We start from the raw sequence: 20,385 nt of genomic DNA, 5'->3' as shown, positions 1-20,385 counted from the left end.
GGATGGGAGCGAAATCGAGAATGCCCAAAGCGAGGCGCGAGGCCATGATCGGCTATGCGCTCGTGCTGCCGTGGATCGCCGGATTCCTGCTGTTCATGGCGTATCCGCTCTATTTCTCGCTCTTCATGAGCTTCAATAAGGTCGCCGTCACCCCGGACGGCATCAAGACGACGTACGTGGGCGGGGCCAACTACAAGGAAGCGTTCCTGACGGACCCGGAATTCATCCAGCAGCTGCTGCTCTTCGTCAAGTCCACCGTACTGATGATTCCGATCGTCATCGTGTTCTCCCTGTTCGTGGCGCTGCTGATCAACCAGCCGATTCGCGGACGGCAGCTGTTCCGCGCGATCTTCTTCCTGCCGGTCGTCATCACGAGCGGCGAAGTGGTCCAGGAGCTGTTCTCGCAAGGCGCGGCGACGATTCCGCTGATGGACCAGTCCGGCGTCATCGACTACTTGAAGACGTCGCTGCCCGGTGCGTGGAGCAATCCGCTTATCGCGGTCATCGACAAATTCATCCTGATCCTGTGGTATTCCGGGGTTCAGATTCTGATCTTCCTCGCGGCGCTGCAGAAGGTGAACCCCCAGGTGTACGAGGCGGCCGCCATCGACGGCGCATCGCCGTGGGTCAGCTTCTGGAAGGTGACGCTGCCGGAGGTGAAGCCGTTTATTCTGGTCAACCTCATCTATACGACGGTCGACCTGTTCACGAATACGTTCGGCGACGTCATTGCGCTCATTCAGCAAAACATGTTCCAAGTGGACACGGGCTTCGGGTACTCCAGCGCGCTGGCGTGGATCTTCTTCGCCGTCATTCTGGCCGTGCTGCTGATCGTCGCGTGGTTCTTCCGCAACCGGGAAGGCCGAGCGGCCCGCTAACAGGGCGGCAAACGGAACGTTAAGCACACCGAAAGCCATCAAGCGAGGGGGAGAACGACTATGAGAGACGCAGCCGCAGAGCCGCTCGCGCGGGAGACGCGCGGGGCGGCGAACTGGCGGACGACGCTCCGCCGCTGGTCGGACAAGACGACGCATCTGCTGTGGGGCAGGCAGGGCAACGACGGGCTGCTGCTCAAGACCGTCGTGTACGCGCTGCTGGTCATCGTCGGATTCGTCTATGTCTATCCGCTGCTGTTCATGATCTCGCAAAGCTTCAAAAGCCTCGAGGATCTGCTCGACCCGACGGTCGGCTGGATCCCGCGGCAGTTCGAATGGGACAACTACGTTCAAGCATGGCACGTGCTGCATTACCTGAAGGCACTCGGCGTCTCGCTGCTCAACTCGGTGCTGCCGGCCGTCGCGCAGACGGTCTCCTGCGCCATCGTGGGCTACGGCTTCGCCAAGTATAGATTTCCCGGCAAGCCGGTGCTGTTCGCGCTTATGCTCATCACGTTCGTCGTGCCGAAGCAGGTCATCATGATTCCGATGTTCCTGCTGTTCAAGCAGTATCACATGCTCGAGACGCCGCTGCCGTTCATCGTGCCGGGCCTGTTCGCCCAAGGGCTTCGCGGAGCTTTGTTCATCTTGATCTACGTGCAGTTCTTCCGCACGATCCCCGCCGCGCTGGAGGAGGCGGCGGCCATCGACGGCGCGGGCGCGTTCAAGACGTTCGTCCGCATCATCCTGCCGATATCGGCGCCGGCGATCGTGGTGACGTACCTGTTCTCGATGGTGTGGCACTGGAACGAGACGTACTTGGCTTCGCTCTATCTGGGCAACGCCATGACGACGCTGCCGCAGGAATTGAAGACGTTCAACGATGCCTTCAAGGCGATGTATACCGGCGGCGCGAAGGTGACGGACGTCAACGAAGCGATTCGGATGGCCGGCACGCTGCTGATCGTGCTGCCGCTGCTGGCGCTGTATCTGTTCGCACAGAAGTATTTCACCCAGGTCGTCGACAAGACGGGCTTGACCGGTGAATAGCGGCTTGGCCGAGGCATGCGGCGGAGCCATGATATGACGGGGGAGTGTGCGAGAGTGATCGAAATCATCGATAAGGAAATCCGGATCGACGGCCGGCCGGAGCTGATTCTGTGCGGGGAAATTCATTATTACCGGCTGCGGCGGGACGAATGGCAGGACCGCCTCGACAAGCTGAAGCAGGCCGGCTGCAACGCGGTCGCGTCCTACGTGCCGTGGCTCTGCCACGAAGAGCGCGAAGGGGAGATCGACCTGCTCGGCGCGAAGCGTCCCGAATACGATTTGGCGGGCTTCATCGACCTGTGCCGGGACAACGGACTCTATTTCTTCCTGCGCCCCGGGCCGTTCATCATGGCGGAGATGAAGAACGAGGGGCTGCCTTATTGGCTGTACGAGCGGTATCCGCACATCGTGCCGGTCGGCTGGGACGGCCGGCCGGCGACGACGAAGACGGTCGATTACTTGGCGCCGGACTTCCTGAAGGCGGCCCGCCGCTGGTACGAAGCGGTCATGGCGGTCGCCGTTCCCCGGCTGCAGCCAAGCGGGGGGAACGTCATCGCAATTCAGCTGGACAACGAGATCGGCATGCTGTCCTGGGTGAGCAACGGCCCGGATCTGACGCCGCTCGTGCTGGACGACTTCGCGCGGTGGCTGGCGGACGTCTATCCGGCCGAGGCATTGGCGGCGCGATACCCGTTCGACCTGGGAGATCCGTCCGTCCGGGCCGCGGCCATCCGCTCGCCTCAAGAGGCGTACGCGCCGGCGCTGCACCTGGACCTGGGCCATTACATGCGCGGCCGATTCGCCCGGTACGTGGACGCGCTGCGCGGATTCGCCGAGGAATTCGGCGCGCGCGGCGTGCCGTTCGTGGTCAACATTCACGGCACCGGCGGAGGCCGCGGGTTCACGTTCCCTATCGGCATCAGCCAGCTGTACGAGTCGTACGAAGGGAAACCGGGGTTCCTGTCCGGCTCCGACATTTATTTCGGCGATCTGGACATGAACACGTTCCAGGACTTGTACCTGATCAACGGCTTCATGGACGCGGTGCACGGCGAGCATCAGCCGCTGACGTCGGTGGAATTCAACTGCGGCGACGGCAATTTCGGCGAGACGCTCGGCGCGCGCTACGACGTGTCGGCCGCGGATTTCAAACTGCGCATGTGCGTGGCTCAAGGCAACCGGCTCATCAATTATTATTTGTTCTGCGGCGGCCGCAACGGCTTGCTCGAGCATGGGCGCGACGACGGCAACGGCCGGGTCGCCTTCACGGGCGAGCGCCACGGCTTTGCCGCCCCGATCGGCCCGGAAGGGGAGCCGAATTATACGTTCCCGCGGATGGCGCGCGGCATACGGGCGATGATGGCGGTCGCGGACAAAGTCGCCGTCATGCGCGAGGAGCGCGACGCGGTCGCGTTCGCGTTCATCCCCGATTATTACATGACGGAATACCGGTACGCGGGCAGCGAAGCGATGCGGAGGATGTACGCGAACCTCGAAGCGAACCGGGCGCACTGGGGCTGGGAGACGATGGCCCGCGCCATGCTGCTCGCGGGCTACCGCTTCGGCGCCGCGGATATCCAGAACAAGCCGCTCCGCGCCGCCGAAGTGCCCGTGCTGGCGCTGCTGTCCGCCAGCTACATGGACGAGGCGCTGCAGCGCAAGCTGGCGGACTATCTCATGGAGGGCGGGAATGTGCTGCTGTACGGTGAGGTGCCGCAGTATGACATGGAGGCACGGCCATGCACGATTCTGTCGGACTGCCTCGGCCTGCGCTTCGCGGAGGAGCATCGCGATTCGCCGGGGTATTACCCGTCCGTCATCGCCGAAGGCTGGGCCGCGCCGCGGCCGGAGGTGCGCACGCACTTCGCCCAGACCTTCGAGGCCGTGCGCGGCGCGGAGCCGTTCTTCCGCCTGCGGGGCAGCGGGCAGGCGTGCGGGTTCGAATGCGCGGTCGGCCGCGGGCGCGCGATCGTCATGACGGCGCGCTACCGGACCGATATCGGCTTGTTCCGGGACGCGCTCGAGCGGCTGGGGGCGAAGGCGGGCTTGACGCATGACTGCCCGCAGCACGGCTTGTTCCTGACCTCGACGCGGTCGGCGGACGGCGAGCGGTTCATTCATCTGCTGAACCTGGACGGCTTCGACAAGACGCTGCGCCTGTACGATCGGGGCGAGGCGCTGTTCGAAGGCCGCGAGCTGACGATCGCCGCCAAGGACGGCGTCATGCTGCCGGCCGGCGTCAAGGCCGCGGGCGCGACGATCCTGGCTTCGACGGCGGAGATCATGGAGATCGGCGAGGCGCACCTCGCGTTCCGGCTGACGCAGGCGCAGGATTGGATCGCGCTCGAGACGGCGCGCCGGATCGCGCCGAACGAGGCCTACACGGTCGAGCGCAGCGGCGAGGTACAGCGAATCGTATCGCTGCGGCACGCGAAGATCCAAGACGAGCTGATCGTCCGATTCGAGACATAACGCGAGCTTAAGCGAGAGGGGAGATGACGAACGTGGCATTATCGGACGATACCTTGCTCGAACTGGAGAGCAAACGCAGCTTTCAATTTTTCTGGGAACAGGCGAACGCGGATCCCGTCAGTCCCGGCTACGGGCTGATCCGCGACCGGGCGCCCGGCCGGCCGGAGATGGCGAGCATCGCCTCCGTCGGCTACGGCCTGACCGCGCTTGCGATCGGCGCCGAGCGGGAATGGATCTCGCGCGAGGACGCCTATGCGCGCGCGGTCGGTACCCTTCGGACCTGCTGGAACCACGCCGAGCATCGGCACGGCTTCTTCTTCCACTTCCTCGACATGGACACCGCCAAGCAATACCGCCGCTGTGAAGTATCCGTGATCGATACGGCCATCTGCGTCTGCGGCGCGCTGACGGCCGGCGAATATTTCGGCGGCGAAGCCAAACGGCTGGCGCAGGCCATCTATGAGCGCGTCGAGTGGAATTGGTACCGCAACCCGGAGACCAATCAGTTCTATATGGGGTACAACGACGAGAAGGGCGAGCACTTCGGCACATGGGACCATTACGCGGAGCAGTTCATGATGTACTTCCTCGGCGCGGCGTCGCCGACGCATCCCGTGCCGGCGTCGATGTTCGACGATTTCGTGCGGTACGTGGGCTATTACGGCGGGCACGGGCCGATCATCCACAGCACGGGCGGGGCGCTGTTCGTCTATCAATTCTCGCATGCCTGGTTCGACTTCCGCGGCCGGCGCGACCGCTACGGGGTGGACTGGTACGAGAATTCGGTGCGGGCGACGCTCGCGAACCGGCAGTTCTGCATCGACCGCGCCGACCGTTCGAAGACGTTCGGCCCGAACGCATGGGGGCTTACCGCCTGCGACGGCCCGCGCGGGTACAGCGGCGGCTACGGCGCCGATCCGAACACGACGAAGCGGGACTACGCGGACGGCACGATTCCGCCTTGCGGGGCCGCGGGCTCGATCGTCTTCACGCCGCGGGAATCGATCGCCGCGCTGCGCCACTATTACGAGAACCACTCGCTGCTGTGGGGACCTTACGGCTTTCAGGACGCGTTCAACCTGGACGAGACGCCGGCATGGTACGCCGAGGACGTCATCGGCATCGACAAGGGCATCACGCTGCTCATGATCGAGAATTACCGCACCGGCTTCGTGTGGCGCCAATTCATGCAAGCTTTGCCGGCCCGCCTCGGCATGGATCTGTGCCTGGGAACGGCAGCGGATGCGGGCGCCGGCGCCGGTTCGATCGCGTAAGAAGCGACAGAGAGAGATCGTAAAAAAAGGAGAGCAGGGTGAGCATCATACTTCAGACGACGGATTCGAAGCTTCACTTGCAAGAAGGGCCGCTGCGGTTTACGTTTCTGCGGAGCGGCGACCTGTTCGAGGCCGCTTACGGCGAACATACGCTCATTAACCAGCTGCAGGCCAACCCGATCGACGGCGCCTTGAACAACTTGTTCCTCCGCCGGTTCGCGGCGGACGGGATCGAGGCCGTGCCGCTGCTCGGCGCTCGTTCCGCCAGCCGCCTGCGCCGGCATGCGCGGGCGCTCGCGTGGGTAGGCGAAGCGTGGGGCGTCTCCTACACCGTGACGTTCCGGCTGACGGAGCAGGGCGCGTGGTTCTGGGACGTCGCCTTGTCCGGCGGCGCCGGCCTCGAGCTTGACGTGATCTACGGCCAGGACGTCGGCTTGGCCGACCGCGGTGCGGTCCGCTCCAACGAAGCGTACGTGTCGCAATACATCGGGCATTCCGTCTTCCGCGATCCCGCCAAGGGCTATGTCGTCTGCTCGCGCCAAAATCAGCCGCAGGGCGGCAAGTTTCCTTATTTGCAGCAGGGAGCGCTAACCGGCGCGGCAGGGTTCTCGACCGACGGCTTCCAGTTCTTCGGCCTCTCGTATAAGGAGACCGACGTGCCCGCCCGGCTGGCGATGCCGTCGCTGGCCAACGAAATTTACCAATACGAATTCGCCTACGTTGCCCTGCAATCCGAGCGGATCCGGCTGCACGGCGAAGCCCGGGTCGTCTTCTACGGCTTGCTGAGAGCCGATCATCCGGAGCCGGCGGACGCGCTGGCGTTCGGTGCGGACGTGGCCGAGGCGTGGCGGGAGGCCGGCGGCCGTCCGCTCGGGCCGGGAGAGGACGTGGCGGCGGCGAAGCGGAAGCCGTCGATCGCCTCGCCGCTGCGCGCGCTGCCTTTGACGGACGCGGAGCTCGGCCGCTTGTATCCCGAGCGGCTGCAGGAAGAATACGACGGCGATAAGCTCATGTCGTTCTTCACGCCGGGACGCGAGCATGTCGTGCTGAAGGACAAGGAGCTGCGCGTGGAGCGGCCGCACGGCCACATCCTGATGAACGGCGGCAACGACCGGCTGCGCGAAGAGGTGCTGTCGACGACCGTGTACATGTACGGCGTATTCAACTCGCAGCTCGCCGTCGGGAACACGACGTTCCACAAGCTGCTGTCCAATACCCGCAGCGCCCTGAACGTCATGAAGGCGTCGGGGCAGCGCATCTACGTCGAGCTCGAGGGCCGGTACCGGCTGCTCGCGCTGCCTTCGCTGTTCGAGATGGGCTTCAACTACGCCCGCTGGCGGTACAAGCTGGCGGACGACGTCATCGTCGTGACGTGCTTCGCGTGCGCGGATGCGCCGGAGGTTAGCCTGCAATTCGAATCGGAGCGCGGCATCGCCTACCGTTGTCTCGTCACGAACCAAGTCATCATGAACGCGAACGAATACGAGCTGCCCGCGATGGCCGCGCAGGATGGCGACACGCTGACATTCCGGGCCGCGCCGGGCGCGCTCAGCGCTTCCGCGTACCCGGAGCTGCGCTATCGCCTGCGGGTGACAGGCGCCGGCATGCAGGCCGGCGACGAGCGGCTGCTGGCCGACGGCGCGCAGCCGGGCGAGGCATCGCTCGTCGTGCTGGCGCTGTCCGCGAGCCCGTCCTGGAGCCTGACCGTCCAAGGCATGCTGCACGGGCAGCCGCTGCCGTTCGCGGAACGGTCGGCGGACGAGGAGAAGGCGCGTTACCGGACGTTTCTCGGCGGGATGCTGAACGGGTTCCGATTGTCCGCGGACGGCGGCGCCTCCGCCGAAGCGGAGCACATGAACACGCTGGCCTGGTGGTACGCCCACAATATGCTGGTCCACTTCTCCGCGCCGCACGGGCTGGAGCAGTACGGCGGCGCCGCCTGGGGAACGCGGGACGTCTGCCAGGGGCCGGTCGAATATTTCCTGGCGGCGCACCGCTACGGCACGGTCCGGGACATTCTGCTGCGCGTATATGCGCAGCAATACGAGTATACGGGCCATTGGCCGCAATGGTTCATGTTCGACCGGTACGTCGGCATTCAAGCGGACGAGAGCCACGGCGATATCGTCGTCTGGCCGCTCAAGGTGCTGGGCGATTATTTGCGGGCGACGGGGGACTTCGGCATATTGGCGGAGCCGGTTCCCTATATGGCGCGCGGACCGTTCGCGTTCACGGAGGCGCGCGAGAGCCTGCTCGCGCATGTCCGGAAGCAAATCGCCTATATTCGCGGCCACTTCGTGCACGGCACACATCTGTCGGCGTATGGAGACGGCGATTGGGACGACACGCTGCAGCCGGCGAACGCCATGCTGAAGCGCTACATGGTGAGCAGCTGGACGGTCGCCCTCACCTATCAGGCGATCGGCGGCCTCGCGGCGGCGCTTCAGCCGCATGACGCCGGCATGTCGGCCGAGCTGCAAGCGCTGGCGGACGGCATCCGGACGGACTTTAACCGGTATATGCTCGCTACAGACGTCATTCCGGGCTTCCTGTACATGGAAGATCCGAGCGTGCCGGAACCTATGCTTCACCCGGAGGATACGGCGACGGGCATCCGGTACCGTCTGCTGCCGATGACGCGCAGCATGATCGGGGAGCTGCTGACGAAGGAGCAGGCGGAGGCGCACTACGCCCTGATCAAGGAGAAGCTGTATTTTCCGGACGGCGTCCGGCTGATGGATCGTCCGGCGCGCTACGCGGGCGGCGTCAGCACGCGATTCAAGCGGGCGGAGCAAGCGGCGAACTTCGGCCGCGAGATCGGGCTGCAGTACGTCCACGCGCATATCCGCTTCATCGAAGCGTCGGCCAAGCTCGGCTACGGCGACGAAGTCTGGCGGGCGCTGCAGATGATCAACCCGGTCGGCCTGTCCGGCGTCGTGCCGAACGCGGAGCCGCGGCAGCGCAACGCATACTTCAGCAGCTCGGACGGAAAGTTCAACGACCGCTACGCGGCGCAGGAAGGATTCGAGGGACTCCGGGACGGCCGGGTGCCGGTCAAGGGCGGCTGGCGCATCTACTCCAGCGGCCCGGGCATCTACCTGAACCAGCTGATCTCGCATTGCCTGGGCATTCGAGAGGAGCACGGAGACCTGGTCGTCGATCCCGTCCTGCCGGACGCCATGAACGGTCTGCGATTCGCGTACCGGTTCATGGACCGGCCGGTGGAGTTCGTCTATCGTCTCGGGAACGCCGGCGAGCGGAAGATCGCCGTGAACGGGACCGAGGTGCCTGCCGCGCCGACGGCGAACCGCTATCGTCGCGGCGGGCTGCGGGTCGCCCGGGAGCTGCTGGCCCGCGCGCTGAACGCAGAAGGCAACGTCATTGAGCTCTGGATGTAGCTCAGCCGGCCATCGCCGCGCTGCGCCGCAATCGTATCGAAATCTATCGGAAAAGGCGGGGAAGCGGATGAAAGTAACTGCGGAGGAATTGGCCGCCGGCCGATTGTCGCCGGCAACGCTCGAATTGGCGGTGCGGCTCATCGAAGTGAACGGCTTCGTGCTGTTCGAGGGGGTGCTGCCCCGCGCGCGGATGGACGCGCTGTACGCGCGTATGGAGGGGCTGCTGCAGGACTTCATGGAGGAGCGCGGGTTCAGCCTGCGCGACGGGTTCCATGACGGGACGAACCATATCGGCCTGCATCTGCCCTTCGAGCAGCCGTTTTGCGACGAATCGCTGATCGCCCATCCGTTCGTCACCGACGTGGTCGACCGCATCTTGGGCGAGGACTGCCTGCTCACGTATTTCGCCTCGAACACGTCCATGCCGGGCGGGACGAAGGCCCAGCACGTACATGCCGACATGGGCGCGAGATTCGGCGACCGCTGCAATGCCAATCTGCCGATCACCCATCTCGTCGTCAATTATCCGTTCGTCGACGTGACGGAGGAGAACGGACCGATGGAGGCCTGGCCGGGCGGCACGCACCTGCATCCGGACCGGTGGTACGGCCCGAACGCGCACGATAAGTCGCGGCTCGCCGAGCATATGCTCTCGTTCAAGGCGACGATGCCTGCTGGCTCCATCCTGATCCGCGACGACCGGATGTGGCACCGCGGCACCCCGAACCGGTCGGACCGGCCGCGGACGAATATGGCGCTGATCTACACCGCGTCGGCCAATGGCCCGAGCGAAGGGAGCATCGCCATTCCGCAGGAGACGTACGTCGGGCTTTCCGGCAAAGCGAAGCGTCTGCTGCGCAAGGAGAAGATCGGATTCCCCGCCGCGCGGCCGCGTTGATGGCAAGCGGAGCGCCCGCACGCTCCATCGGTTCATGATCTCTAGAATGCGCAAAGAAGCTGCCGGCATCGCCGGCAGCTTCTTTGCGCATGTCCGTCAAGACCGCCCGGGCTGGCCCGGGAACGGGATCACCTCGGCCGGAACGCCCGTCCGCCGTCCGTCCTGGCCGGCGACCCGGCCCGCGACCCGGCCGGTGTCCGGATCCAGCGCGAGCTTCATGTCGCGCGGCAGCCCGAGCGAGTCCTTGATCTCGCGCCAGATCGCGTCGCGTTCCTCCTGCAGCGCCTGCACCCGCGCGCTGTACCGCCGCCGGATCGCGACGAGCGCGTTCACGGACGCCTCCTGCAGCTCCGCTTCCAGCGCCTCTCGCCGCTCCTCGTGTTCGGCGAACGCGCGCCGCAGCCGCTCGCTCGCCGTACCCAGCTCGGCCAGCGGCTCCTGCTCGCCCGCCCTTCCCAGAAAACTGAACAGCTCCTGCATATCGACCGGTCCGCGTCCGTTCATCGTTTCCATCCCCCTCGGATTTCGTCTATTAAAGTGATTCATTCTATGATCTAGTATCGCCCGTTCATAGGGAAGCTATGCCAGGCCGGCTCCGAATCTTTTGAATCGGCCTACGCCCCGCGCGGCGGCAGGAGAGTTCCGTTCATTCGACGAATACGTTCAAGTAGATCGAATCCCATCGGATTATTGTGAAAGGCGGCTGCGGCGTTTGAACATCACAAAAGATTTCCTGCTTCAACTTTCGCTGGTCGGATTCCCTCTCGGCATCTATCTCGCTTTCGTGCTCGGCCATATCGGCCCGATCAAACAACAAACGCTGCTCTTCGCCGTCCTGTGGGGGAGCTCGATCGCGCTTTGCATGTCGTTTCCCGTCGCCTACGGCGGCGGCAGCCACATCGACCTCCGCATCGTTCCGCTCCTGATGGGCGCGATCTACGCCGGCCGCAGGGCGGGCCTTTGCCTGGGCCTGTTCGTGCTGCTCTACCGCTTCTACGCCGTCGGCGCCGGACCCGGCTTCTGGACGTCCGCGCTGGCGCTGCTGGTCGGCTTCTCCTTGGTATTGTACGCCCAGCGGATGTTCGAGCAAGCCGCCAAAGCCAAGCGGCTGCGCATCGCGGTCCTGCTCGCGGTCTTCTATTGCGTCACGGGGTCCTTCTTCTCCTGCTTGATTCAAGGCGTTACGGCGCAGTCCCTCGTCGTGCAGCTCGTCCACCTCTGCCTCGTCGTCGGCATCGTCTGGACAATGACCGGGCTCATCGAGACCATGGCCGAAATCCACACGATGCGCAAGGAGCTGCAGGATTCGGAGCGGCTGCGGCTGATCGGTGACCTGACGGGCGTCTTCGCGCACGAGATCCGCAATCCGATGCAGGTCGTCCGCGGGTTCCTCCAGCTGCTGGACGCGCCCGAGCTGCCGCCGGCTTCCAAGACGCAGTACATCCGGCTGTCGATCGAGGAATTGGACCGGGCGAACGAGATCATCCGCGAATTTCTGCAGCTCGGCAAGCCGGTGTCGGACAATTTGGAGGAAGTCGACGTCGGCCGGCAGCTGCGGCGAACCGCGAGCCTGATCGAGAACTACGCGCTCGGCAAGAACGTCACGATCGAGACGACGATCGAACCGGACTGCGTGATCAGCGGCAACGTGCAGCGGCTCAACCAATTCCTGATCAATATCATGAAGAACGCGGTCGAAGCGATGCCGGACGGGGGCACCGTGCGGGCGTCCTGCATCGCTGTCGACGAGTCCCGCATCGAGATCCGCGTCCTCGACGAGGGCGTGGGCATGACGAAGGAGGAGGTCGAGCGGCTCGGCTCGCCGTACTATTCGCTCAAGAAGAGCGGGACGGGGCTCGGGATGATGGTCAGCTTCCAGATCATCCGGTCGTTCGGCGGCACGCTGCGCGTCTTCAGCGAGAAGAACAAGGGGACCGAGGTCGTCGCGAGCCTTCCGAGCATTTAGCGCAGAGGGCGTCGTTTCGCCGCCGCCGTAAGTGACGCCGCCTCCGTTCGCCGGCCGCTGTGCCTTGCGTCATTCACGTTTGGGCGCTGGGCGCGTATTCTATCGGGAACGGATATGAGTACACGGAGGCATCGGCAGTGGGATATTACGTTACGGTGGAGCCGGGCGTGAAGCTCTACGTGGAGGACATCAACCCGGCAGGAAGCAAGACGATCGTGTTTCTGCATGGCTGGCCGCTCAGTCATGACCAGTTTGAATACCAATTCGACGTGCTGCCCGGCATGGGCTACCGCTGCATCGGCATCGACTGGCGGGGCTTCGGCAAGTCGGACCGGCCCTATGGCGGCTACAATCTAGAGCGGCTCGCGGACGACATCCGCGCCGTCGTCGAAGCGCTGCAGCTGAAGGATTTCGTGCTCGCCGGACATTCCACGGGCGGGGCGATCGCGATCAAGTACGTCGCGCGCTACAATGGCGGCGGCGCGTCGAAGCTCGTGCTGATCGACGCGGCAGCCCCGACGGGATTTACGCAGGAGACGGCGGCCCGGCTGCTGAAGCAGTCGCTGAACGACCGGGCGAATATGATGCTCGGCGTGACGGATATCTTCTTCTTCCGGTACGTCACGAAGCCGTTCTCGGATTGGTTCAACCGGATGGGTATGCAGGCCGCCGGCTGGTCGACGGCCGCGGTCATCGTCATGCTGCGGGATTTTAATCTAAGCGCCGATCTGTCGCGCATTCACATGCCGACGCTGATCGTGCACGGCATCCATGATCAGGTCATTCCGTACGCCCAGGCGGAGGAGATGCACCGGAAAATCCCCCATTCGCAGCTCGTGCCGTTCATGTACAGCGGTCACGGCTCGTTCTACGACGAACGCGACAAGTTCAACCTGCTGCTGCGGGAATTCGTTGGGTAACACGGCAGGCAGACGGCGCGAAGCCGGCTGCCTGTTTCGCGTGCGCGTACGGGCTGCGACCGGCCTCGAATCCCCCGCTTCCTTCGAAAGCGCGCGCGGCAATGCGACCGCCCGTAAGCGATTACGGGCGGCGTGCAGGTCTTTCGGCGAGCGGCGGCGAAGTAAGACGGTATTCTGCCATTATGAGGTGATCGCATGAGCGAAATTCGCAAATTACGCCGGGAGGAACTCTCGGAAAGCGTAACGCTGTCCGAGTTCGCGTTTCAGTACGAGCTCTCCGACGCGGAGAGAGAAGAGCAGGTCGGTCGGATGAATCCCGACGAGCATTGGGGCTTCTTCGAGGAAGGCCGGCTCGCGGCCAAGCTGCAGCTTTTGAACTTCCATACCTGGCTGAACGGACGCCGCTTCGCGATGGGCGGCATCGCCGGCGTGGCGACGTGGCCGGAATACCGGCGCAACGGCATGGTCGCCCGGCTGCTCGGGCAGACGCTGCAGACGATGCGGGAGCAGGGGCAGACGCTGTCGTTCCTCGCGCCGTTCAAATTCGAGTTTTACCGCAGGTACGGCTGGGAGACGTACGTCGATTACATGCGCTACGAGATTCCCGCCGACAAGCTGCCGAAGTTCGAGGCGCCGGCAGGCGGCACGGTCCGCCGCATCGCGCCCGATTGGGAGCAGCTGAATCCGCTGTACGCCGAATACGCGCAGCGCTATAACGGCATGCTGGTGCGGGACGAGGACTGGTGGACGAAGCGCCACTTCAAATCCAAGAAGGGCACCGTCGCCGTCTACGAGAACGCGCGGGGCGAGCGGCGGGGATACGTGCATTACCAGGTGAAAGAGCGGACGGCGACGATTCACGAGCTCGTCTGCCTCGACGAGGAAGCGAGAAGGGGCCTGTGGAAATTCATCGCGGACCACGACTCGATGATCGCCAAGATCGTCGTCAAGGCGCCGAGCGACGACCAGCTGCCGTTCCTGCTGCACGATCCGACGATCAAGCAGGAGAAGCTCGCGTACTTCATGGCGCGCATCGTGGACGCCGAGGCGTTCCTGGCGCAGTATGCCTACGCGCCGCGGCCGGACGCCGAGCCGCTGCACCTGCGGATCACGGATCCGCACGCGGAATGGAACCAGGGCATCTTCCGCCTGCAGTTCGCCGGCGGCGGCACGAGCGCGCAGGCCGCGCGGCTGGCCGGGCTGGAAGCGCCGGACGAGGAAGGGCTGCTGAGCTGCTCGATCCAAACGCTGGCGGCGCTCTTCCTCGGCTATCAGACGCCAAGCTTCATGGCCGGCATCGGCCGGCTCCAAGGCTCGCCGGAGCTGGTTGCCCGGCTCGAAGCGGCGCTTCCGCGGCGCACGACGTTCCTGCTGGATTTCTTCTGATTCGACTTCCAATAATGGTGAGACTTCCATCCGAAAGGGGCGTTGCCGGATGCCGATCGTATGCGACGGATGCGGCGGGTATGTAGAGACGACGGTGAATCGGGACGAGCGAACGCGCATCTGTCCCGAATGCGATTATGCGGAGCCGATCCGCATGGTGCCGCTGTTCATCGTGACGGGCACGAGCGGGGCGGGCAAGACGACGGTCGCGAAGCATCTGCGAAAGGCGCTGCCGGACTGCGACGTCTTCGATACCGACGAGATGCACGCGGCGGACTGGGACCAAGCCCGGTCCAACTGGCTGAAGGTCGCGTATCAAATCGGCCAGAGCGGCCGGCACACGGTGCTGTGCGGCACCCAGATGCCTAGGGACATCGAGCGCTGCGATCACTACCGGTTCTTCCGGGAGGTGAATTACCTCAATCTGCATTGCGATGACGCGGCGCGGGAAGCCCGCCTGCGTGGACGTCCCGCGTGGCGGGGCACGACGGACGCGTTTGTCGAGGATCATAAGAAGTTCGCGCGCTGGCTGCTCGACAACGGCGAGACCGCGTTCGACCCGCCCTTGGTGACGGTCGATACGACCGACCGGACACCCGAACAGACGGCCGGCCTGATCCGGGACTGGGTCCGCTCGCGGATCTGAAGCCCGTGAGCGGAACGAAGCAGAAGAGGAGCGCGTTAATCACGGAATGCTTGAAGACAGCCGGGACCGGCTGTCTTTTTCGCGCGTCAACGTTTTCGGCCGCAACCTTTCCGGGCTTATCGCGTCATATAAGTCGATTCAGGTAAAATTAGGAAAGCGGTGGGCCGAATGAAACGAACCCGGCGGATCCTCGCGATCGTCCGACGAACGCTCCTTGTCGTCCTGGCCTTGCTGCTGCTGCCGTATTATATCGAGCGCTGGACGCAAGAGCGCAGCCGCGGCATCAATGACCCGAACGAAGTCGTGCGCGCGGACGGCACCTTTATCGAAATCCCGCTGGGAAAGCCGATGGCGATCGATGAGGATACGTTTACCGTCGACGAGGTCTACGTTAATGACGAGCATATTCTGATCACGTATACGTACCGCTCGAGCATCACGCGCAACAGCTGGTCGCTGCCGACGACGATGTTCAAGCTCCGGCTGCCGGACGGCCAAGTGCTGGAGAATCATGATGCCGGCTCGAGCGGCTATCCGGGAGGCGAGCGGGGCTACTTATGGTACGACGCTCCGAAGATGCCCGCAACACGCGCGAAGCTGGTCTACGAGCAGTACGACCGCCGCGCTGAGCTGGAGATTCCGCTCGCCGAAGGAGGCGGGGAGGCATGAGCAGGCGCGCGATTATCGCGGCCGCCGAGTGGGCGGCCGTTCTGCTGCTCGCATGGCTGTTCGTCCAGACGCTCCCCGCCGCCGCCGGCAGCCGCACGCCGGAGGAAGCGCACCGCCTCTCCGAGAAGAGCTTCCATTATGGGCCGACCGTGGTCGCGCGCAAAGTCGTGGCGCCTTTCGACAAGGATCAGGTCGTATTCCTCGGGACGTACAAGGACTGGTTTTCCGCGGATACCGTGAAGCGCCAAACCGGCGGCTGGGTGCCGGGCGACGGCGTGGGCGGCGTCGAAATCGACCGTTCCAAACCCTTTACCTACAGCTGGAGCGGCTCGGGCACGCACGATAACCTCATGACGTTCAAATTTTACGGCTACGTGTCCGACGCCCGGATTGCCGCGATCGAACTGGTCATGACCGATCGAAAGTCGGGCAGCATGGTGTCGATGCACGAGCCGATCGGCGAAGACCGGATGTTTTTGTTTCTGTGGGAGGCCGATAATGGCAGCAACGCCGAGTGGCAATCCGTTCGCGGGCTCGACGCAAGCGGGAAGCTCGTGTACGAGGCGAAGCTGAGGTAGCGGCCGCGACCGGTTCGCGGGACGCATGGAAAGGAGGAGGGCGGCCGATGAGCGCCAACGACAACGAAAGGCTGGCGCAGGAAATCGCCGGAGAGCTCAAGCGCCGCTTCGGGCTGACCGTGCATGAAGCCGGCACGATCGACCGGGGCTGGCTTAACGTCAAGTGGCGCATGGCCACGGACCGAGGGCCGCTGTTCGTCAAATATTATCATCCGGAGCGCTACAAGCTCCACGCGAACCCGGAACGGCGCAAGAGGATCGAGCGGAACCTCCGGCTGCAGCATGAGTTGAGCGCCGCGGGCGTTCCGTGCCCGGGCGTCCATGCGTATGGCGGGCATTATTTGCAGGATACGCCATCCGGCTCGCCCTTCGCCGTGCTGGATTGGGTGGAGGGGGAGTCGGCCGCAGCCGGGTGGATGAATGCCGCGCAGCTGCACGCGCTCGGATCGGCGGTCGGCAGCATGCACCGCCGGCTGAACGGCGGCGCGGCGGCTGCCGTACCCGTTTGGACGCCGGGCAAGGAGGCATACCTGCGGGAATGGCAGCGTAATTGGAACGCCGCGGAGGCGGCGGACGACGCGACGGTGCTGTCCTGGCTGGAGCGTTCGCGGAAGATCATAGACGCGCTGGATTTTCGGCTGTTCGCGGCGAGCCGGACGGGCTGGCTGCACTGGGACCTGTGGGTCGACAACATGCTGCTGCAGCGGGCGGCGTGACCGGCATCGTGGATTTCGACCGGATGGACGCCGCCTATCCCGAGATCGACGTCGCCCGCGCGCTCCTGTCGGGCGCGCTGCGGGACGGCCGGATGCGCACGGAGGAAGCCCGGGCATTCCTGGAGGGGTACCGCGAGCAGGCGGCAGCGCCGCGCGGGATGCTCAGCCGCTCGATGCGCCTGCTGTACGTGATCGAGTCCGGCTGGTGGCTCCGTACGGAGGTGCGCCGCGACGGCGAGCTGCGAAGGCTGCTGGCCCGGTTCATCGCGGAGATGCACTGGCTGGAGGCGAATTGGGATACGCTCGCGGAGCAATTGGACGGCCTCTGAACGGAGCCGCCGGTATCCCGTGCGTGAGGTCTTAATGTCTGAAGAAGAAGGCCATAAGCGCAGCGCGGCTCGTCATGCGGCTGATGCGCCGAGCCCGGCGGTCTCGAAGCGCGCTATCATCGGGAGGGATGTCCATGAAAACGGTGGTCGGCATCGTATTGTTCGTTTTGTTCGCCTGCGTGACGTTCTTCGGTCTCGGGCCTGTCCTGTTCGCCGACGGGACCCGGCAAGAGCGGCTGCTGACGCTCGGCGCGGTCGTTGCCGCGTACGCGCTGCTCGCCATTGCCGCGTACGGGGTATTTCGCCGAAAGCAATAAGCGCGGCCGGATAGGGTTGACAGCCGATTCGAGTTGTAACTATAATGATTACAACGTAAGGCCTACATAAGGTCAATTCATTCGTTTGGAGGGTATCTCATATGAAGTTATTGGTTACGGGTGCGACCGGCAAGCTGGGCGCGAAAGTCGTGGAGGCACTGCTCGAGACTGTACCGGCGGCGAACGTGGCCGTCAGCGTGCGGAATCCGGAGAAGGCGGAGCGCTTTCGTGCGCGCGGCGTCGACGTCCGGCAGGGCGATTTCGAACGTTCGGAGACGTTGGACGCGGCGTTCGCGGGCATCGACCGCATCTTGATCATTTCCGCCGACGGGGATAACGAAACGCGCATTCGCCAGCACACGAACGCGGTCGAAGCAGCCGCGCGCGCGGGCGTGAAGTTCATCGCCTACACCAGCCTGGCGAACGCGCGGGACAGCGCGCTCTTCCTCGCGCCGCCGCATCAAGCGGCGGAGAAGGCGATTCTCGCGACCGGCATTCCGTACGCGATTCTGCGCAACAATTGGTACCTCGAGAACGAGCTTGGCAGCATCCGCGCCGCGAAGGCCGGCGCGCCGTGGCTGACGGCCGCGGGCTCCGGCAGGACGGGCTGGGCGGCGCGGCAGGATTACGCCGAAGCGGCGGCGGCCGTATTGACGGGCGAAGGGCACGAGAACGCGGTCTACGAGCTGTCCGGCCCGCTCCTCACGCAGGATGAGCTGGCATCCGCCGTCGGCGCGGCCCTGGGCAAGAACGTGCCCGTGACGCACGTCGACGACGCCGCTTACGAAGCCGCGATGCTGGACGCCGGCGTGCCGGACTTCGTCGTGCCCATTCTCGTCGAGATTCAGCGCGGCATCCGCGAAGGTTCGCTCGAGATCGCGAACAGCGATTTCGAGAAAGTGCTCGGCCGTCCGGTCACGCCGATCGATCAAGCGCTTCGGCAGCTGGCCGCCGAGCTGAACGGCTAAGCGGCGCGCGGTTCCGGCGAACCGGCTGACCGGCGGATGCTTCCGGCTGATCGCCCTCCGCGCATCCATGCGCCCATAAAGTCCTATCCCGCTCGACAAGACGAAACGTTCGCCTCCGCGAACGTTTTTTCGTTTTTAAAGCGGCAGATCCATATGGCACAAGATTTCGCCGTGCGCTCCAAGGGAGGATTCATAAAGCGAGAATGGGCAGGCTGTACCCTCGCGGCCGCGCTGGGCGCGGGCGTCCTCGCCGGCTGCTCCGTCGGTTCGAAGAGATTTGGATGGGTAGACTTCGTTCGAATTGGAGGATTCATTGTTGAAGCCTTTTTATTACTATAGAGTCTGCATAAATTTCTTAAGCTTAATCTGTTTGGAGGGGTCATCACGGGGACGAAATCGTTAACAGCGGGTATGATGTCTGCCTTATTGGCTTGTACCAGCGGGGCTGTCATGGTTGTCCGGGCGGGGTATGTTTTTGATTTATCGCGTGCAGAGCTTGTTTCCTGGCTTACGGCCGCCTACATGGTTGGTGGTTTTTTGAACTTGCTCTTAACCTTAACATATAAAATACCTTTTGCCGGAGCACATTCTATTACGGCGACCGGGTTTCTATGTACAATATCTGCTCACTTTTCATTCCCTGAATTAGCGGGAGCGTTTGTTTTATCCGGAGTATTGCTCTTGCTCGCAGGATGTACGGGCTTGTTTACGAAAATGTTGGGGCATCTGCCTAAGAGCTTAATCGATGCTTTACTCGCGGGGCTGCTCCTTCCCTACGTCTACAATATGGGTGCTGCAGGCATGAAACTACCTTTAGCCTTCATTATGGCTCTGATTGGTTACTTTATCATTCCTAGGGTAATTCGCGTATTGCCGCCTTCATTATGGGCACTGCTACTGGGTGTTATTGGACTAAGTCTAGAAATCCGAATACCGCCAATCGGATCTGCAGCATTCATTGCGCCATTACCGGTTATTCCGCAATTCACATGGTCGGGATTTTGGATGATTTCAGTTCCGATGGCCCTCCTGATTCTAAGCAACGATCTCGCCGTAGCTTTAGCAGCAGTCAAAAGCCATCAGTTTGAACCTCCTGTAAATAAAGTATTCATGGGTTCAGGCATAGCAAGCATCATTACCGGCTTATGCGGAGGGAATGCCGCAAATGTAGGAGGGATGATGAGCGCCCTATGCAGCAGTCCGGAAGCTGGCCCTCAGGAAAAAAGGTATTGGGCAGCGGTCGTTTCGAGCATCCTTGTAATAGGTTACGGTTGTTTTGCATGGAGAATCGTCGATCTGCTAGCTGTATTGCCGACTCCTTTTGTAACGATCATCGCTGGATTTGCGTTATTAGGTTTATTTGTGAAGGGACTGAAAAACGCATTTTCAAACAGCGCTGGAAGAATACCTGCACTGTTCACATTTTTAATTGCGGCCTTTCATATCGATGGTCTCGGTTTGTCGACCCCTGTATGGGCGTTGGGGAGCGGGCTTATTTTATTAAAGTTAAGGACATTCCTGATTCCAATTAGGACCGGAAAATCAATACGTAATCACGACGAGAACCGCGATTAAGTCGTTCATCATGACTTCCGCAGAGTTGGTTTACATTTGGATTGAACTGGATGGCGACGCTATGCGCATAAGCAAACCGACTTAGTGATAAGGCGGTTCGGTTATTTAATACTCGATTACGCCTCCTGATAATACTACAAATTGATATTTTGCCCAGTTAGCTCAACAGCCTGTTGGATCATTCCGGCAGGCTGCGTTATTGAAGTATCGTCTCCCGTCCCTCCCTCGGTTTTAAGAGTTTATCTCACATATACTCACTCATTCGCAGGATTTCATCACCTTGGCTTCAGGAGAATCTGAAGGAAAGTAAGAAGTTCAACTGGTGGGCTTGGTCTTGGGTATGCGGGA

18 protein-coding genes are annotated in these 20,385 nt (G+C 63.1%); 17 read left to right on the top strand and 1 reads right to left on the bottom strand.

The genetic code is table 11. From position 1 onward, the window contains the following. Nucleotides 1-2: 2 nt before the first annotated feature. The 6 genes from ACFPB1_RS14415 to ACFPB1_RS14390 all read left to right on the top strand — a co-directional run bounded on the left by ACFPB1_RS14415 (nt 3) and on the right by ACFPB1_RS14390 (nt 9,967). The gene (locus ACFPB1_RS14415; protein WP_379226409.1) at nt 3-878 is read left to right on the top strand and encodes a carbohydrate ABC transporter permease; all 876 of its coding nucleotides are present in this window, start codon (nt 3-5) and stop codon (nt 876-878) included. A 60-nt stretch (nt 879-938) separates the two neighbouring features. After that, on the top strand, nt 939-1,925 hold the full coding sequence (locus tag ACFPB1_RS14410; protein ID WP_379226407.1) for a carbohydrate ABC transporter permease: 987 nt from the start codon (nt 939-941) through the stop codon (nt 1,923-1,925). A gap of 54 nt (nt 1,926-1,979) precedes the next feature. Beyond that, entirely contained in the window at nt 1,980-4,397 is a 2,418-nt protein-coding gene (locus ACFPB1_RS14405) for a beta-galactosidase (RefSeq protein WP_379226405.1), read from the top strand. 32 nt (nt 4,398-4,429) lie between these two features. Further along, nucleotides 4,430-5,671, top strand: coding sequence for a glucoamylase family protein (locus ACFPB1_RS14400; protein ID WP_379226403.1), 1,242 nt, complete (start codon nt 4,430-4,432; stop codon nt 5,669-5,671). A 38-nt stretch (nt 5,672-5,709) separates the two neighbouring features. After that, nucleotides 5,710-9,069, top strand: coding sequence for a GH36-type glycosyl hydrolase domain-containing protein (locus ACFPB1_RS14395; RefSeq protein WP_379226401.1), 3,360 nt, complete (start codon nt 5,710-5,712; stop codon nt 9,067-9,069). Between the two features lie 67 nt (nt 9,070-9,136). Further along, the gene (locus ACFPB1_RS14390) at nt 9,137-9,967 is read left to right on the top strand and encodes a phytanoyl-CoA dioxygenase family protein (RefSeq protein ID WP_379226399.1); all 831 of its coding nucleotides are present in this window, start codon (nt 9,137-9,139) and stop codon (nt 9,965-9,967) included. 96 nt (nt 9,968-10,063) lie between these two features. Here the strand turns inward: ACFPB1_RS14390 and ACFPB1_RS14385 are convergent, their stop codons facing one another. Continuing rightward, on the bottom strand, nt 10,064-10,471 hold the full coding sequence (locus tag ACFPB1_RS14385) for a hypothetical protein (protein ID WP_379226397.1): 408 nt from the start codon (nt 10,469-10,471) through the stop codon (nt 10,064-10,066). 208 nt (nt 10,472-10,679) lie between these two features. On the opposite strand from ACFPB1_RS14385, the gene ACFPB1_RS14380 reads away from it, so the two are divergent. The 11 genes from ACFPB1_RS14380 to ACFPB1_RS14330 all read left to right on the top strand — a co-directional run bounded on the left by ACFPB1_RS14380 (nt 10,680) and on the right by ACFPB1_RS14330 (nt 20,037). Further along, nucleotides 10,680-11,933 (top strand): ATP-binding protein, encoded by a 1,254-nt coding sequence (locus ACFPB1_RS14380; RefSeq protein ID WP_379226395.1) that lies wholly within the window; start codon nt 10,680-10,682, stop codon nt 11,931-11,933. 137 nt (nt 11,934-12,070) lie between these two features. Continuing rightward, nucleotides 12,071-12,853 carry an alpha/beta fold hydrolase gene (locus ACFPB1_RS14375; RefSeq protein WP_379226393.1) on the top strand — a complete coding sequence of 261 codons (783 nt, stop codon included), beginning with the start codon at nt 12,071-12,073 and terminating at the stop codon, nt 12,851-12,853. 195 nt (nt 12,854-13,048) lie between these two features. Continuing rightward, nucleotides 13,049-14,239: a GNAT family N-acetyltransferase gene (locus ACFPB1_RS14370; protein ID WP_379226391.1), complete on the top strand. Its 1,191-nt coding sequence runs from the start codon at nt 13,049-13,051 to the stop codon at nt 14,237-14,239. 49 nt (nt 14,240-14,288) lie between these two features. Continuing rightward, nucleotides 14,289-14,885 (top strand): hypothetical protein, encoded by a 597-nt coding sequence (locus ACFPB1_RS14365; protein WP_379226389.1) that lies wholly within the window; start codon nt 14,289-14,291, stop codon nt 14,883-14,885. Between the two features lie 168 nt (nt 14,886-15,053). After that, nucleotides 15,054-15,554, top strand: a complete 501-nt coding sequence (locus ACFPB1_RS14360; protein ID WP_379226387.1) for a hypothetical protein — start codon at nt 15,054-15,056, stop codon at nt 15,552-15,554. Further along, nucleotides 15,551-16,132: a DUF5044 domain-containing protein gene (locus ACFPB1_RS14355; protein WP_379226385.1), complete on the top strand. Its 582-nt coding sequence runs from the start codon at nt 15,551-15,553 to the stop codon at nt 16,130-16,132. Before ACFPB1_RS14360 ends, ACFPB1_RS14355 begins: the two co-directional genes overlap by 4 nt. Before the next feature lie 47 nt (nt 16,133-16,179). Beyond that, nucleotides 16,180-16,848 (top strand): phosphotransferase enzyme family protein, encoded by a 669-nt coding sequence (locus ACFPB1_RS14350; protein WP_379226383.1) that lies wholly within the window; start codon nt 16,180-16,182, stop codon nt 16,846-16,848. Continuing rightward, nucleotides 16,845-17,177, top strand: coding sequence for a hypothetical protein (locus tag ACFPB1_RS14345; RefSeq protein WP_379226381.1), 333 nt, complete (start codon nt 16,845-16,847; stop codon nt 17,175-17,177). The genes ACFPB1_RS14350 and ACFPB1_RS14345 overlap by 4 nt, the downstream gene beginning before the upstream one ends. Before the next feature lie 134 nt (nt 17,178-17,311). Further along, nucleotides 17,312-17,494, top strand: coding sequence for a DUF6954 family protein (locus ACFPB1_RS14340; protein WP_379226379.1), 183 nt, complete (start codon nt 17,312-17,314; stop codon nt 17,492-17,494). A gap of 101 nt (nt 17,495-17,595) precedes the next feature. Then, nucleotides 17,596-18,462 carry an SDR family oxidoreductase gene (locus ACFPB1_RS14335; protein WP_379226377.1) on the top strand — a complete coding sequence of 289 codons (867 nt, stop codon included), beginning with the start codon at nt 17,596-17,598 and terminating at the stop codon, nt 18,460-18,462. 342 nt (nt 18,463-18,804) lie between these two features. Then, a complete protein-coding gene (locus ACFPB1_RS14330; protein ID WP_379226553.1) occupies nt 18,805-20,037 on the top strand; it encodes a benzoate/H(+) symporter BenE family transporter in 1,233 nt (410 codons plus the stop codon). The last annotated feature ends 348 nt before the right edge of the window (nt 20,038-20,385 follow it).

Origin of the sequence: Paenibacillus sp. GCM10023250 (assembly GCF_042653205.1) — a bacterium.
Lineage (GTDB): Bacteria > Bacillota > Bacilli > Paenibacillales > Paenibacillaceae > Paenibacillus_Z.
Note: the sequence above shows the minus strand (reverse complement) of the source record. Positions and strands in the feature narration are given on the sequence as shown.